The sequence below is a fragment of the Micromonospora sp. NPDC005413 genome (assembly GCF_040606435.1).
In the GTDB taxonomy this organism is placed as follows: domain Bacteria; phylum Actinomycetota; class Actinomycetes; order Mycobacteriales; family Micromonosporaceae; genus Micromonospora.
This window is the reverse complement of the sequence record NZ_JBEXEV010000033.1, coordinates 13892-28987: the sequence shown is the minus strand read 5'-3', so window position 1 is coordinate 28987 and position 15096 is coordinate 13892. Positions and strand designations below refer to the sequence as shown.

General features: G+C 73.0%; 12 protein-coding genes. 8 read left to right on the top strand and 4 right to left on the bottom strand.

Translation table 11 applies throughout. From position 1 onward, the window contains the following. The first annotated feature begins 28 nt into the window (after positions 1–28). The gene (locus ABZS37_RS26595) at positions 29–505 is read left to right on the top strand and encodes a DUF1203 domain-containing protein (protein WP_355173264.1); all 477 of its coding nucleotides are present in this window, start codon (positions 29–31) and stop codon (positions 503–505) included. Positions 506–539: 34 nt separating this feature from the next. Here the strand turns inward: ABZS37_RS26595 and ABZS37_RS26590 are convergent, their stop codons facing one another. Further along, positions 540–1751 (bottom strand): SLC13 family permease, encoded by a 1212-nt coding sequence (locus tag ABZS37_RS26590; RefSeq protein ID WP_355173262.1) that lies wholly within the window; start codon positions 1749–1751, stop codon positions 540–542. Positions 1752–2057: 306 nt separating this feature from the next. Beyond that, the gene (locus tag ABZS37_RS26585; protein ID WP_355173260.1) at positions 2058–3503 is read right to left on the bottom strand and encodes a hypothetical protein; all 1446 of its coding nucleotides are present in this window, start codon (positions 3501–3503) and stop codon (positions 2058–2060) included. Between the two features lie 138 nt (positions 3504–3641). On the opposite strand from ABZS37_RS26585, the gene ABZS37_RS26580 reads away from it, so the two are divergent. The 4 genes from ABZS37_RS26580 (at position 3642) to ABZS37_RS26565 (ending at position 8864) form a co-directional block, all read left to right on the top strand. Then, entirely contained in the window at positions 3642–4340 is a 699-nt protein-coding gene (locus ABZS37_RS26580) for a DUF305 domain-containing protein (protein ID WP_355173258.1), read from the top strand. Positions 4341–4366: 26 nt separating this feature from the next. Continuing rightward, positions 4367–5581, top strand: a complete 1215-nt coding sequence (locus tag ABZS37_RS26575) for a histidine kinase (protein WP_355173256.1) — start codon at positions 4367–4369, stop codon at positions 5579–5581. Further along, positions 5578–6243, top strand: coding sequence for a response regulator transcription factor (locus ABZS37_RS26570; protein ID WP_355173254.1), 666 nt, complete (start codon positions 5578–5580; stop codon positions 6241–6243). The genes ABZS37_RS26575 and ABZS37_RS26570 overlap by 4 nt, the downstream gene beginning before the upstream one ends. Before the next feature lie 146 nt (positions 6244–6389). Beyond that, complete coding sequence (locus ABZS37_RS26565) at positions 6390–8864, top strand: FtsX-like permease family protein (protein WP_355173252.1); 2475 nt, start codon at positions 6390–6392, stop codon at positions 8862–8864. Between the two features lie 96 nt (positions 8865–8960). On the opposite strand, the gene ABZS37_RS26560 is transcribed toward ABZS37_RS26565, so the two are convergent. Then, positions 8961–10223 carry a nucleotide sugar dehydrogenase gene (locus ABZS37_RS26560; protein WP_355173250.1) on the bottom strand — a complete coding sequence of 421 codons (1263 nt, stop codon included), beginning with the start codon at positions 10221–10223 and terminating at the stop codon, positions 8961–8963. Between the two features lie 125 nt (positions 10224–10348). Next, the gene (locus ABZS37_RS26555; protein WP_355173248.1) at positions 10349–11725 is read right to left on the bottom strand and encodes a serine/threonine-protein kinase; all 1377 of its coding nucleotides are present in this window, start codon (positions 11723–11725) and stop codon (positions 10349–10351) included. A 533-nt stretch (positions 11726–12258) separates the two neighbouring features. Between ABZS37_RS26555 and ABZS37_RS26550 the strand changes: the two genes are divergently transcribed. The 3 genes from ABZS37_RS26550 to egtA all read left to right on the top strand — a co-directional run bounded on the left by ABZS37_RS26550 (position 12259) and on the right by egtA (position 15086). After that, a complete protein-coding gene (locus tag ABZS37_RS26550) occupies positions 12259–12891 on the top strand; it encodes an RNA polymerase sigma factor (protein ID WP_355173246.1) in 633 nt (210 codons plus the stop codon). A gap of 16 nt (positions 12892–12907) precedes the next feature. Beyond that, positions 12908–13693 carry a hypothetical protein gene (locus ABZS37_RS26545; RefSeq protein WP_355173244.1) on the top strand — a complete coding sequence of 262 codons (786 nt, stop codon included), beginning with the start codon at positions 12908–12910 and terminating at the stop codon, positions 13691–13693. 157 nt (positions 13694–13850) lie between these two features. Beyond that, entirely contained in the window at positions 13851–15086 is a 1236-nt protein-coding gene (egtA, locus tag ABZS37_RS26540; protein ID WP_355173242.1) for an ergothioneine biosynthesis glutamate--cysteine ligase EgtA, read from the top strand. The last annotated feature ends 10 nt before the right edge of the window (positions 15087–15096 follow it).

Here is a 15096-nt window from a genome sequence, read left to right as displayed (position 1 = left end):
CCCGCCGGCGTCGGGCCAGGCTGGACGTATGACGAACAGCACCACGTTCCGCGCCCTCGCCCTGCCGGCCGAGGCGCTCGACACCATCCGCCGCACCGGCCGCGACGCCGACGACCACCCCGTCGAGGCGCTCGCGGCTGGTGGCGGGGAACCGCTGCGCTGCTGCCTGCGCGATGCCGAGGCGGGGGAGGCGCTGCTGCTCTTCGGCTACCCGCCCCCGGTCGCCTCCGGCCCGTACCGGGAGATCGGCCCGGTCTTCGCGCACGCCACCGCGTGCCCGGGCCCGGACGCGCCGGGCGTCCACCCGCCGGCCTGGCGGGGGCGACCCCAGGTGCTGCGGGCGTACGACCGGCAGGGCCGGATCCACGGCGGCCGGCTGCACGACGGCACGGATCCGGAGGCGGTGATCGCCGAGCTGTTCGGCGACCCGGCGGTGCACCAGCTGCACAGCCGCAACGTGGTGTACGGCTGCTTCATGTTCGCCGTGGAGCGGGCCGACGGGTGACGGCAGCCGGCACGATCGATCGGGCGGTCGGTGCTCAGCTCACCAGCAGCAGCGCACCGACCGCGGCGAGCGTGCCGGTGACCGCGAGCAGGGTGCTGGTCAGCACGAACCGGGTCACCGGCACCGCCACCCCGGCCGCCCGGCACCGCTCGAACCACAGCAGGGTGGCCAGCGACGCCCAGGGGGCGGCCAGGGGGCCGACGTTGGCGCCGATCAGCAGGGCCAGCAGGCGGGTCTCGTCGCCGATCGGCAGCACCGACTCGCCGGCCAGGTAGGCCGGCAGATTGTTCACCCCGTTGGCCAGCAGCGCGCCCGTCCCGCCGGCGCGCAGCGCCCCGGCCGCGCCGCCGTCGGCGCCGAGCAGGCCGGCGACCAGGTCGTCCAGCCCGTACCGGCCGAGGGTCTGCACCACCAGGAACAGGCCGGTGACGAAGAGCAGCAGCCGGAGCGGCACCAGACCCGGGCGCAACGTGGCGGGGGAGCGGACGACGAAGCCGAGCAGCACCAGCGCGACCGCGACGGTGGAGGCGACCCCGATCTCCACTCCGGCGACGATGCCGGCGACGAAGAGCAGGCAACCGGCCAGCGCCGTGCGGTGCAGCACCGGATCGGCGGGCACGTGGCGGGCCGGCGGAACGAAGCGTCCGCCGGCCGGCCGGTCCCGCCGCCACCAGGCGAACCAGAGCAGCGCCATGGTGACCGCCACGGCGGCGAGCTGCGGCAGTGCCATCCGGGCCGCGTACGCCAGGGGGGCCAGCCCGACCCGGTCGGCGGCCAGGAGGTTGGTCAGGTTGGACACCGGCAGCAGCAGGCTGGCGGTGTTGGCCAGCCAGACCGTGGTGACCGCGAGCGGGCCGGCCGGGACGCGCAGGGTGCGGGCCAGCGCGAGCAGCACCGGGGTGAGCAGCACCGCGGTGGTGTCGAGGTTGAGCACGAGGGTGGTCAGCGTGGCGAGGCTGCCGCAGAGCAGGAACAGGGCCGCCCAGCTGCCCCGAGAGGCGATGGCCAGCCGGCTGGCCAGCACGTCGAAGACCCCGGCCACGGCAGTCAGCTCGGCCAGCACGATCACGGTGCCGAGGAACAGCAGCAACGGTAGGACGCGGTGCAGTGTGTCGGCGGTCTCGGCGCGGGGCAGCAGCCCGCTCAGCGCGCAGGCCGCGCCGACCACGGCGAGGACGACCGCCACCAGATCGAGCGGGTGGGGACGCCAGCGCGTGGTCGGCTTGGGCGGGGCTGCAAGCGTCACGTCTGGTCACGTTGGCACAGGGCCTGACCGGTCGCTCGGCAACCCCTCGCGCTGGTGACCGGTCCCACCGTGCCCGCGACCCGACCACCCCGCTGATTCACGTCCTTTGCTCTGCTTCAACGGGCGCAACACCTGGTGTCCGAATAGCGGACGTCTGGTGTTGCGTGGGGTGAAGCAGAGCAAAGGACGGCTCGACGGTGACCGGGGGCGCGAAGAGGGCCGGCGGATCGGCCTGAGCTGACCGCCGGACATGGCCGGGCCCGGCCCCCCGATCTCGGGGGCCGGGCCCGGTTGCGTGCTCGGTGCCTACCAGCTCAGGTAGCTGGGCTGGGTCTGCACGTTGAGCTCCTTGTAGCGGGTCAGATTCGCCGTCCAGGTGCGCCAGTCGTTCAGCTCCAGGACGTCGAGGCCCTTCACCATGTCGTTGGAGTAGATGTGGCCGTTGTAGTAGTACGCGGACCAGGTGCCACCGCCGACGAACGTGTCGGCCGAGAGGGGACCGCGCTCCCAGAAGGCGATCTCCTTCGGGTTGGCCGAGTCGGTGAAGTCCCAGACCGAGATGCCGCCCTGGTACCACGCCTGGACCATGATGTCCTTACCGAGCACCGGGATCAGCGAGCCGTTGTGCGCCACGCAGTTCTCGGTGTCGGCGTTGTTGCGGGGGATCTTGTAGTAGCTGCGGAAGTTCATCGTCCGAGCGTCACCGCGGCCGGTGATGTCGTAGATGGCGTCCGCGCCCCGGTTGGGTCCGATGGCCTCGTTGCAGGTCGCCGCCCCGCCGCCACCCAGCTCGTCGGTGAAGATCACCTTGGTGCCGGCGTTGTTGAAGGTGGCCGAGTGCCAGAACGCGAAGTTGACCGTGTCCCGGACTCGGTTGATGACCCGGGGCGCCTCGCGGTTCTTGATGTCGAGCAGGATGCCGTCACCCATGCACGCGCCGGCGGCCAGGTCCTTGGCCGGGTAGACGGTGATGTCGTGGCAGCCGGTCGTCGCCGACCCGGTCCCACTGCCCGGGAAACCGCCGTCCGGGAAGAGGTTCGGGGCGGCGATCACGGCGGCGTCGGTCGGCTTCTTCAGCGGCACCTTGATGATGGAGATGGAGTCGTGCGGCGGCTGGCAGTCCGGGAACTCGGCCCGCGGGCTGTACGAGGAGACGTACAGGTAGATGGCCTTGCGGTCCTTGCCCGGCACCAGGGTGTGGGTGTGCGAGCCGCAGGCCGTCTCGACGGACTTGATGTACCGCGGGTTGGCCTTGTCCTTGATGTCGAAGACCTTGATGCCCTCCCAGGACCCCTTCACGTCCGCCCCCTGCGTGGTGCTGTTGCAGGAGTCGTCGCTGCGGGACGAGTCGGTGGAGAGGAACAGCAGGTCACCGTGGACCGAGATGTCGTTCTGCGACCCCGGGCAGAGCACCCGGGCCTTGACCGTCGGCGCGTTCGGTCGCGAGATGTCGTAGATGACGAAGCCGTTGTAGTTGCCGGCGAAGGCGTACTTGCCCTGGAAGGCGATGTCGCTGTTGGTCGCGTCCAGTGGGGCGACCTTGGGCAGGTTGGCGATCTGCCGCAGGTTGGGGCTGCTCACGATCTCGTCGACGCCGGGGATCGTGTTGGTGGGCGCGGCGGCGGGGGCCGACTGTGGCACCACCTGGGCGTTGCTCGCCGGGGCGACGAGGACGCTGGCGACGAGAAGACCGGTCGTGGCGAGCGCCATGATGCGCAGTTGTCGTAACCGTGGCATGTGGAGTCTGATCATCGGCGAGGCCCTTCGCAAGGGGAAGATGATGGTCGACACGTTACCGTCCGGAGAAGAACGTCGATGTGACCTGGCTCACATCAAAGTGTCTTCTTCAATGGATAACATCGCGATGACCTCGACCCCAGGGAGTGGCCCATGACCAACCGGCGTGCACGAACCCTGGCGATCGTCACACTGGCTCTCGTGCTGCCACTGGTGGCCTTCATCGTGGTCCGCGCCGGGGGCGACGCCGGAACGGGCGCCGCGCGGCCGGTCTCCGCGCCCGCCGTAACGCCGACGGTCAGCCCCGTACCCACCGACCTGACCGTCATCGCGCCCGGCCGCCCGGGTGAGTCGGCGTCCACCCGCGCGGCCCACGAGGTCCGCGATGCCGGCCCGGCGCCGCACAACTCGTTGGACGTCTGGTTCGTACGGATGATGATCCCGCACCACGCGCAGGCCCTGGCGATGGCGGAGCTCGCCCCCGACCGGGCAGCCGACCCCGACATCCGCGCCCTCGCCGATCGCATCCGAGCCAGCCAGGGGCCGGAGATGGGCATGATGCGTGGCTGGCTGCAGACCCGCGGCCTGCCGGCGGAGGTCCAGGGGCACGATCACGGCAGCATGCGCGGCATGCAGTCACCCGAGGCGATGCGGCAGCTCGCCGCGACCCGTGGCGCGGACTTCGACCGGCTCTTCGTCCGGATGATGACCGAGCACCACGAGGGTGCCATCGAGATGGCCACCAACCTGCTCACGGTCGGTTCGGACCTGACGCTCAACGAGTTCGCCAACTCGGTCGCCACCGAGCAGACCGTCGAGATCGACCGCCTGCGTGAGGTCCTCGGCGACTGAGCCGGGCCTCCCAGCACGTACGCTGGGTGACCGTGAGACGCACGATGTTCGGCCGCCCGCTGCGCGGCGTCGCCTTCGACGTGGGCGTCTCTGTTCTGGTGGCGCTCGTCGGCCTGGCCGGGGCGGCAAACCAGCCGGGCGGTTGGGCAGCCACGCTGGTCGGCGCGGGGATGGCGGTGGCCCTGCTGTTCCGCCGCTCGCACCCGAGCGCGGTGACCGTGGCGGTCGCGGCACTCGCCCTGGTCCAGGTGATCGCCCAGTGGGGTCCGCTCGCCTACGACGTCGCCGTCCTGATCGCGCTCTACAGCGTGGTGAAGTACGGCGAGCGGCTGCGCGACGGGGTGCTCGCCGGCGCGGTCGCCGCCGTTGGCGTGCTGCTCGCCGCCGCGCAGACCCCGGGCGTCGTCAGCTGGTGGGTGACCGCATTGTGGTACGCGCTGGTCACCGGCGCGGTGTGGTTGGTCGCGCTGAACGTGCGGACCCGCCGCCTCTACGTGCTCAGCCTGGAGGAGCGGGCCACGACCCTGGAACGCGAGCGGGAGGCCGAATCCCGGGCGGCGGTCGCCGAGGAACGCACCCGGATCGCCCGTGAGCTGCACGACGTGGTGGCCCACAGCATGGCGGTGATGATCGTCCAGGCGGACGGCGCCCGGTTCATGCTCGACCGCGACCCCGAGCAGGCCCGCACCGCCGTGAAGGTGGTCGCGGACACCGGCCGGCAGGCACTGGAGGAGATGCGTCGGCTGGTCGGCGTCCTGCGCGACGCCGGCCCCGCCGTCGGGGCCGACGGGCTCGTGGTGGCCGCCGACCCGGAACACCGGCGCCTGGCCCTGGCCGAGTTGCCCGACCTGCTCGCCCGGTTCGGCGACGCGGGGCTGCGCATCCGCGGCACCGTCACCGGTGAACCGCCGGCCCTGCCCCCGGGGTTGGAGCTGACCGTCTACCGGGTGGTGCAGGAGGCGCTGACCAACGCGCTCAAGCACGCCGGCGTCGGTGCGGGCGTCGAGGTCGTCCTGGCGTACACCGCCGAGGCCGTCGTGGTCCGGGTGGTCGACGATGGTCGGGGCCGCCCGCTGGTCAGCCCAACGCCGTCCGGAGGTCACGGTCTGCTCGGCATGCGGGAGCGGGTGACGGTGTACGACGGCAGCCTGACCGCCGGCACCCGGCCGGCCGGTGGCTGGCAGGTCGAGGTCCGGCTACCACTACCGTCGGATCCGGCAACGGAGGTGATCGCGGCATGACGGTCCGGGTGGTGATCGTGGACGACCAGGCACTGATCCGCGCCGGGTTCCGGATGGTGCTGGACTCCCAGCCCGACCTGGAGGTGGTCGGGGAGGCGATCGACGGTGCGGACGCCCTGCGGGTGCTCGCCCGCACCGAGGCCGACGTCGTCGTGATGGACATCCGGATGCCGACCATGGACGGGGTGGAGGCGACACGGCGGCTCTGCGCCGACCGGCCCGCGGGCCCGCCCCGGGTGCTGGTGCTGACCACCTTCGACACCGAGGCGGACGCGTTCGCCGCCCTGCAGGCCGGGGCGAGCGGCTTCCTGCTCAAGAACGTTCCACCGGAGGACCTGCTGGCCGCGATCCGGGTGGTGGCACAGGGCGACTCGGTGGTGGCCCCGTCGATCACCCGGCGGCTGCTGGACCGGTTCGCCGGGCAGTTCGGCGCCACCCCGAGCACCGACCCTCGGCTCGCGCAGCTCACCGAACGGGAACGGGAGGTGCTGCTGCTGGTCGCACAGGGGCTGTCCAACGCGGAGATCGCCGCCCGGGTGCACGTCGCCGAGGCGACGGTGAAGACCCACGTCGGGCGGATCCTGGCGAAGCTCCAGCTGCGTGACCGGGTCCAGGCCGTTGTGCTGGCGTACGAGAGCGGGCTGATCACACCCGGCGGATGACGCCGTGTACGACCTGGGTCGTACCGGCCGGCGGGCGCACCGCGACCCGGGACGCACGCAGGTCGAGCGCGCAGGTGGAGATCGACGGACCAGCGCCGGCCATAGCGTCGAGGGGTCCGATCCGCCACCGGCACCGGGAGCCCCGCATGATCCGCCTGACCCTGCGTTCGCTGCGCGCCGAGGCGCTGCGCATGCTGCTCTCCGCGCTGGCCGTCGTGCTCGGTGTCGCGTTCGTCGCCGGCACCATGATCTTCGTCGACGGGATGCGCGTCGGGGCGTACGAGCGGGCCGGCACCTTCGACCGGCACACCGATCTGGGTGTCTACTCGGCCGGCCGCGAGGTGTTGCCCCCGGCCCTGGTCGACCGGGTGCGTGCGGTCGACGGGGTGGCCGCCGCGGCGGGTGAGCTGACCAACACCGCCGGGATCGTCGGCGCCGACGGTCGGCCGGTGCTCGGCTTCACCATGCTCGTCGCCATCCCCACCGAGGACGCCCTGCGCTCGTACGACGTGGTCGCCGGCCGGTTGCCCGATCGAGTCGGGGAGGTGGTGCTCGACGCGCCGACGGTGGCCGAGGAGGGCTTCGCCCTCGGCGCTGCGGTTCGCATCGGCGGCACCGGCGGCGCGGCCCGCCCGTACACCCTGGTTGGCACCGTCGACGTGGCTGGCACCGCCCGCGACGTCGGCGGTCCGTTCGTCGGCCTGGTCGGGTCGGATGCGCTGGCTCTCACCGGTGAGCGGGGCTTTGGCCGCATCATGGTGGCGGCCCGGCCCGGCGCCTCCGTCACGGCGCTGGCCGAGCGGGTGCGCGCTGTGGCTGGCGCCGACGCCACCGTGAAGAGTCGCCAGCAGATCCTCGACGAGGCCGTCGAGGATGCGGTCCGCAACCTGGACCAGTTCCGGATGCTGCTGTTGATCTTCGTGGGGGTCGCCGTGGTGGTGGCCGGCTTCGTCATCGCCAACACCTTCGCGATCGTGCTGGCGCAGCGCACCCGGCGGACCGCGCTGTTACGCCTGATCGGCGCCACTCGGGCGCAGGTCTTCCGGGCCGCCCTGCTGGAGTCCGCGGTGCTGGGGCTGGTCGCCTCCGCGCTCGGGGTGCTGCTCGGGGTGGCCCTCGCCGGCGGGTTGCGGCTGCTGATGTCCCGGCTGGACGTGCCGGTCACCGGTGGCCTGACCGTGACCGGTTCAACCGTGGTGACCGGCCTGCTGCTGGGCACCGTGCTCACCGTGTGCGCTGCCCTGCTGCCGGCGTGGCGGGGGACACGGGTCGCCCCGGTGGCCGCGCTCACCGACGCCGCGGTGCAGCCCAGCCAGGGCGCTGGTCGGGTTCGGCTGACCGTCGGCGCGGTGGTGCTGGCCGTCGGTGTCGCCGCGCTGGCCGGGGCCGCCAGCGCCGGTCAGTTGCTGCTGGTGGCGGTCGGCGGGGTGCTGGCCTTCTTCGGAATCGTGCTGTTCGGGCCGGTGCTCGTCCCGGCTCTGGCCCGGGTGTTCGGCTGGCCGGCACGCCGCATGCTCGGGGCGACCGGTGAGCTGGCGGTGGCCAACACCGTCCGCAATCCGCGGCGGGTCGCCGCGTCCGCCACCGCCCTGGTGATCGGAATCGGCCTGGTGTCGGCGTTCATGGTCGGCGCGCGTAGCACCAAGGACGGCATCGAACGCAGCGTGGACGCCCAGATCGGGACGGACTTCGTGGTCAGCGGAATCGGTCAGGACCTGCCTGCCGCGCTCGCCGGTGAGCTCGCCGCCCGCCCCGAGTTGGGCGTGGTGCACGAGCAGCGCAGCACGGTCGTGGCCGACGTCGAGGTCCGCGCGGCCCACCCGGCGCTGGTCGGGCGGACGCTGAGCGGAGTGCTGGCCGGCGACGCCGCCCGGGTCGGGCCGGGGCAGGTGCTGGTGCACCGGGAGTTGGCGCAGGCACGTGGCTGGCAGGTCGGCTCCCCGGTGACCGTCCAGGGGCGGTCGTTCCGGGTGGCCGCCGTGGTCACCGACGACACGTCTGGCAGCGCTGCGCCCGCAGGTCACGTCATCGACATGGCCGACGCGGACTTCGCGGCGCTCTTCCCCGGTCAGCGAGGCTTCCTGGCCGAGATCGACCCCGCCGCCGGGGTGAGCGCCGACCAGGCCCGGGACGCGATCGAAGCGGTGCTGGGCCGCTACCCGACGGTGAACCTGATGGACCAGGGTGCGTACAAGAAGATGCTCACCGGCACGGTGGACATGCTGCTCGCCTTCGTCACCGCGCTGCTCGGCCTGGCCGTGGTGATCGCCCTGGTCGGCGTGGCGAACACGCTGAGCCTGTCGGTGGTCGAGCGGACCAGGGAGAACGCCGTACTGCGGGCGGTCGGGCTCACCCGAGGGCGGATGCGGGCGGTGCTCGCCGTCGAGGCGGTGCTGATGGCGCTGGTCGGCGCGGTGCTCGGGATCGGGCTCGGCGCTGGCGTCAGCGCGTCCGCGATGGCCCTGCTGGCCCGCCTCGGCGGGGACTTCCACGTGGTGCTGCCGCTCGGCCAACTCGCACTGATCCTCTGCGTCGCGGTGCTGGCCGCCCTGCTCGCCTCGGTGGTGCCGGCACGCCGGGCGCTGTCCCGCCCCGTTGTCGAGGCGCTCGCCGACCAGTGACGGACGCGGTTCCGACCGGGCGGGTGTCGCGGACGGACACCCGCCGGCCGGCCCCGCCGTCTTCCCCGGCGGCGGGACCGGCCAGCGGTGCCGGGTCTACAGGCGCTCGACCATCGGGCCGACACACCGGTTGCGGGTGTCGAAGACGTAGCGGGCGTGCTGGACCACGAGGTCGTAGTCGAAGCTGTCGTGGTCGGTGACCACCACCACCGCGTCGGCGGCACGCACCTCCCGCTCGGTGAGCCCGACCACGGTGACCCCGGCCGGGATCTGGTGCGCCTCGGCGTACGGCTCGACCGCGTGGACCTCGGCACCGAGAGCCTGCAGCCGGCGGGCCACGTCGACCGCGGGGGAGTCCCGCATGTCGCCGGTGTTCTTCTTGTACGCCAGACCGAGCAGCAGCAGTCGGGCACCGCTGACGGCCCGGCCGTCCCGGTTCAACCCCGCCATGATCCGCTGCGCGACGTGCTCGGGCATCTCGTGGTTGATGTCGTTGGCCAGCTCGATGAACCGGAACTGCCGGCCGAGGCGGCGCTTGACCTGCCACGACAGGTAGCACGGGTCGATCGGCAGGCAGTGCCCCCCGACACCGGGGCCGGGCCGGAACGGCAGGAAGCCGAACGGTTTGGTCTCCGCGGCGTCGATCGCCTGCCAGACGTCGATGTCCAGATGGTGCGAGAGCATGGTCAGCTCGTTGATCAGCGCGATGTTGACCTGGCGGAAGGTGTTCTCGATCAGCTTGGTCAGCTCGGCGACACGGGTGGAGTCCACCGGCACGGTGCGTTCCACGAGGCGCTGGTAGAACCCGTCCACCCGGGCCAGCGACGCCGGGTCCACGCCGGAGACCACCTTCGGGGTGTTCTCCAGCCGCCAGGTCGAGTTGCCCGGGTCGATCCGCTCGGGGCTGTAGCCGAGGTGGAAGTCGCCGGGGCTGCTCAGCCCGCTGGCCGACTCCAGCAGCGGGCGCAGCAGCTCCTCGGTGGTGCCGGGGTACGTGGTCGATTCCAGGATCACCGTGCAACCCGGGCGGACGTACCGGCCGATGCCGACGCCGGCCTGCTCGACGAAGCTCAGGTCGGGGGTGCCGTCGCGCAGCGGGGTCGGCACGGTGATGACGCAGATGTCGAAGCCCTCGGCATCGGTGTACTCCGTGCTGGGGTGGTACCGGCCGCTGCCCAACGCCCGGCCCAGCCGGTCGGTCGGGATGTCCTCGACGAACGACTCGCCGGAGGCCAGACGCTTCACCCGGTCGGCGTCGACGTCAAGGCCGACCACGTCCAGCCCCGCCTCGACGGCACGCATGGCCAGCGGCAGTCCGACGTACCCCTGACCGATCACGACCAGCTTTTCAGCGCTCACCCAGGCTCCCGCAGCAGATGGTGGAAATGGCCTGCTGGGAGCCTAGAGGCGTGTTCAGCGCCGTAAGTCCGTTTTGGGGATATCGGTGCTGGTGGGACTGCTTCGCAGGGGCGGCGCCGATCGGCTCAAACGCCCTCCGGGACCTCCGGACCGGTCGGCGGACTCGTGGTGGGGGGCGGACCGGACGGGGTCGGTGGCTCGTTCGGCGTTGGCGCGGTCGTCGGCGGCGGGCTGGACGGCGACGCGGGGGCGCTCGGCGTCGGCGTCGGCGGGCTCGTTGTCTGGCTGGGCTTCGTGCTCGGTGAAACGGAGACCGAGGCCGACGGGGAGTCGTCGGGGGCGGGCGGCCGATCGGGCCGGCCCGGGTTGTCGGTGGCGATCTGCTCGTTCGCCGCAGGCAGCTCCAGCTGGCCGGTCGGCGCCACCGCCGGCGAGGTGGTCGGCAGATTGACCGCCGGATCCTCGCCGGCATCGCCCGCCGCGCCCAGCGCCGCGCCGAGCCCGACCAGCGCGACCAGCACGGCCGCCGCCGCGCCGACCAGCGGGCCCCGCCGTCGCCGACGCCGACGCTCCGCGCCACTCGCCACCGCCGCGCCGGCCGGCACGTCGGCACGGGTGCCGGGACCGGCGTCGCGCAGCGCGACAGGCGTCGCCATCGCCGTCGGCGGCTCGCCGTCGGTGACCGCGGTCCGGGCGGCCTCCGCCATCGCCGCACCGCTGGTGAACCTGTCGAGCGGATCCTTGGCCAGAGCCCGCGACACCAGGGCGCGGACCGCCTCCGGGATGTCGTGCGGCAGCTCCGGCGGCTCGTCGTCCAGGTGTCGGACGGCGACCTGGAGCGGATTGTCGCCGGTGAACGGCGGACTGCCGGTGAGGCAGCAGTACGTGACCGCGCCCAGGGCGTAGATGTCGGTGGCACCGCTGACCGGCCGGCCAGCGGCCTGCTCGGGAGCCATGTAGAGGGCGGTGCCCGGCACCGCGTTGGCGCTGGTGATGCTGGTGATGTCGGTGGAACGGGCCACGCCGAAGTCCACCAGGACGACCGTGCCGTCCTCGTGCACCAACAGGTTGCTGGGCTTGACGTCGCGGTGCACGATGCCGCCGCGGTGCGCCGCGTTCAGTGCCGCGGCGGCCTGGGCCACGATCGACATCGTCTCGGCCACGTCGAGCCGGCCGGCCGTCTCGATCCGCTTGGACAACGGCTCGCCGGCGACGAACTCCATGACGAGGTAGTCCGCCCGACCGCCGTCGGGCAGGTCGTCCGCGCCGCAGTCGAAGACCTGCACGATGCCGGGGTGCCGCAGCGCTGCCATGATCCGGGCCTCAGCCCGGAACCGGGCGATGAAGTCGGGGTCGGAGACCAGGGCGGGCAGCAGAACCTTGACCGCTACCTGCCGGCCGAGGATCAGGTCGGAGGCACGCCAGACGTCGCCCATACCGCCCGTGGCGACACGTTCGTCCAAGCGGTAACGACCGCTGAGCACGACCTCCGATGACAACACGGCATTACCGTACCTAGAGTGCCGCGCCGCGGCGCGCCGCGGCTGGTCGGCCGGGCGGCTGGTACGGACTGGTCCGTCCGGCCTGACCTCTGCGGACGTTGCGATCTCTGTGACGACGCGACGACCTGGCGTAATGAAATCCGACATATTTCGGCGTACGGATGCTGGAAAGTGGCAACCGAGCGCCTTGTGACGCGGTTGGCGTCCCCGGGCCGCAGGGCGTTACGGCCACACGCCGTCCCGCGGGGTTGAAAATTGTCACTCTTCCGTGACACGGTGCCGACTTGTCGGGTCGGTGGTCCGCTCCTAGCGTTAGCCCGGCTCGGGCCCGCCCGGCGACCTCGGCGGCAGCGCGCCGAGCCGACCGTCCCGGCGCTGGCCCAGACGCCCGGCCACCTCGGTCGCGGGGCGCGATGAGATCGGCGGGGGGCGGTACGGGTGCGGAAGCTGGTCGGGCGGACGATTCGTACCGCGTGGTCCGCCTCAGCGCGGCTGATCGGGTTGGCCCGCGCCGGGCGATCCACGGGCCGCGGATGACCGGCGAGCTGTCGGGGGCGGTCAGCGCAGCACAGGCCGGGGACGAGGAGGCGTTCCGCGTCCTCTACCGCAACCTCCAGCCGGGTCTGCTGCGGTACCTGACCGTCCTTGTCGGCGCGGACGCCGAGGACGTCGCTTCCGAGACCTGGCTGCAGATCTCCCGCGACCTGCCCAGCTTCACCGGCGGCGAGTTCCGTGCGTGGACCGTCACCATCGCCCGCAACCGGGCGATGGACCACCTGCGCCGGCTGCGTCGTCGACCGTCCCTGCCGGTCCCGGTGCACGCGCTCGTCGACCTGGCCAGCGACGCGGACACCGCCGAGCGGGCCAGCGAGACGATCGGCACCGAGACCGCCCTGGCACTGATCGCCACCCTGCCTCCCCGCGAGGCCGAAGCAGTCCTGCTGAGGGCCGTGATCGGCCTAGACGCGGAATCCGCCGGGCGGGTGTTGGGCCGCCGGGCCGGTGCCGTCCGGACCGCCGCCCACCGGGGTTTGCGACGGCTCGCAGCCCTGCTGGAGCCGCAGACCCCGGCATGGCCGTCAACCGAGGTCGAGGGGGTGCCGCCGACCCGCACGGGTAGCGGACCGTCCCTGCGGGCGCCGCACGTCGAGCCGGCGGACGGCTGACGTGAGGGGATTCCCGATGAACCCGTTCCGACGGGCCGACCATGCCGAAACCGAACGGCTGCTCGACTCGGCCCGCGCCAACACGGACACCGCGCCGGATCCGGCCCGCCCCGCCCCGCCCACCGAGGCGGACGCGACGTCGCTTCAGGTGCAGGCGTCTGCCCCGGTCGTACCCCCAGCCGAGCCGGTGGCCGGGTTGCTTGCCGCAGCCGCCGGCCCGATCCGGCCGGGGGAGTTGGCCGGCGAGGAGGCCGCGCTGGCCGCGTTCCGGGCCGCCCGGGCCAACCCGGCGCCGTCCGTGCCACACCGGCCGCACCGTCGTCGCCTGACCACGGGCGCGGTGGCCTGGATCGGCGCGTTGGCGGCCACCGCAACGGCGGGCGCCGCCTTCGCCGCGGTCACCCGCGACCGGGCACCGGATCCGCTGCCCCCGGCACCGTCCAGCACGTCACCGACCCCCGACCAGGGTGCGCACCCGTCCGGCGGGCGCACCGTCAAGCCCAGCCGATCGGCGTCACCCGCCACACCGTCGCCCGCCACGCCGTCGCTCACCGTGACACCGTCGGCCTCCACCGCGCCCGGCGGCCAGTTGCACGGCCTGTGCCGCGCCTGGCAGGCCAAGAAGCCCGCACAACGGGAGAAGGCGCTGCGCACGCCGGCCTTCGGAAGGCTGGTGACCGCCGCCGGCAGTGCCGATGAGGTCGAGGCGTACTGCCAGCGGCTGGTGCCCACGGCGAAGCCGTCCGAATCGGCGAAGGCCACGCCGTCACACCCGCGGACGGGCCACCCCACCCCCGAGTGAGGTGGCCGGCGGCTGGGGCGGTTCAGTTCCGCCCTGCGCGGGAAATTCGTCTGTTAGACAGAAGTTGGTGGCGCCGTGCACGCCCCCGACGGTGTCGGTGGGTGGGTTTACGGTGGCACGGTTTCCCGGAGCCGGCGCACGGAGAGGGGGCCGAGCGATGGTGACGTCGCCCGAGTTGGACCGCAGCGCCATCCTGCGCGAGTCCGCCGCCGCAGGGCGGCACCTCGCCCGGATCTGCTTCAAGACCGGCCCACCGACACACACTGGCGTCGAACTTGAATGGACCGTGCACGACGCCGCCGATCCCGCCCACCCCGTCGACCCGACGCGGCTGCGGGCGGCGCTGGGGCGGCACAGCCCCGCCACGCTGGATGCCACCAGCCCGGTCGAGCCGCTGCGACACGGCGGCATGGTGACCCTGGAGCCGGGCGGCCAGTTGGAGATCTCCACCCCGCCCCGTCCCTCGGTCGCCGCGTTGATCCAGGCCACCGAGGCCGACATCGTCCAGGTCACCGACCTGCTGGCCGCCGCCGGGCTGATCCTCGGCCGCAGCGGCATCGACCCACACCGACGGCCCCGCCCGGTGCTGGAAACTCCCCGCTACCGCGCGATGCGCGGTGCCTTCGACCGGCGCGGTCCGGCCGGCCGAACAATGATGTACAGCACCGCGGGCCTGCAGGTCTGCCTCGACGCCGGTGAGCCGGATCAGGTCGCTGACCGCTGGGCCACGGCCCACGCGGTCGGGCCGCCGCTGCTCGCGGCGTTCGCCTCCGCCACCCGACACGCCGGGCGGAGCACCGGCTGGGCCTCCGCCCGGATGGCCGCCTGGCTGGCCATCGACCCGGCCCGCACCCGCCCGGTCTGGGTCCCCGGCCGCGTCGACGAGGACCCGACCGCCACCTGGATCCGGTACGTGCTCGCCGCGCCGCTGCTCTGCCTGCGCCGGCACGGCCCGGACTGGACGGCCCCGCCCGGCGTGACCTTTGCCGACTGGCTCGACGGCGCGCTGCCCCAACCACCCACCACCGATGACCTCGACTACCACGTCAGCACCCTCTTTCCGCCGGTGCGGCCGCGCGGCTACCTGGAGCTGCGCTACCTGGACGCCCAGCCCGACCGGGACTGGCGGCTCCCGCTGGCGGTACTGACCGCACTCTTCACCGACCCGGGCACGGTGCGCGGGGCGTACACGATCGCCGCGCCGGTCGCGCACCGCTGGTCGGCCGCAGCCCGGCACGGCCTGGCCGACCCGGCGCTGGCCGCCGCCGCGACGGCCCTGCTCGACCTGGCTCTGACCGCCCTGCCCCGGCTGGGCCTGCCGGCCGGCACCCACGACGAGATCCAGCGAGGTGTACGACGGCGGCTGGCCGCCGCGAAGCGGGGGGTTCGGTGAGTGCGAGGAG

Bases quoted from the DNA above. Each gene is read 5' to 3' on its own strand.
- ABZS37_RS26550 (WP_355173246.1), top strand. From the start codon at position 12,259: ATGACCGGCGAGCTGTCGGGGGCGGTCAGCGCAGCACAGGCCGGGGAC.
- ABZS37_RS26565 (WP_355173252.1), top strand. From the start codon at position 6,390: ATGATCCGCCTGACCCTGCGTTCGCTGCGCGCCGAGGCGCTGCGCATG.
- ABZS37_RS26545 (WP_355173244.1), top strand. From the start codon at position 12,908: ATGAACCCGTTCCGACGGGCCGACCATGCCGAAACCGAACGGCTGCTC.
- ABZS37_RS26580 (WP_355173258.1), top strand. From the start codon at position 3,642: ATGACCAACCGGCGTGCACGAACCCTGGCGATCGTCACACTGGCTCTC.
- ABZS37_RS26595 (WP_355173264.1), top strand. From the start codon at position 29: ATGACGAACAGCACCACGTTCCGCGCCCTCGCCCTGCCGGCCGAGGCG.
- egtA (WP_355173242.1), top strand. From the start codon at position 13,851: ATGGTGACGTCGCCCGAGTTGGACCGCAGCGCCATCCTGCGCGAGTCC.
- ABZS37_RS26585 (WP_355173260.1), bottom strand. From the start codon at position 3,503: ATGATCAGACTCCACATGCCACGGTTACGACAACTGCGCATCATGGCG.
- ABZS37_RS26570 (WP_355173254.1), top strand. From the start codon at position 5,578: ATGACGGTCCGGGTGGTGATCGTGGACGACCAGGCACTGATCCGCGCC.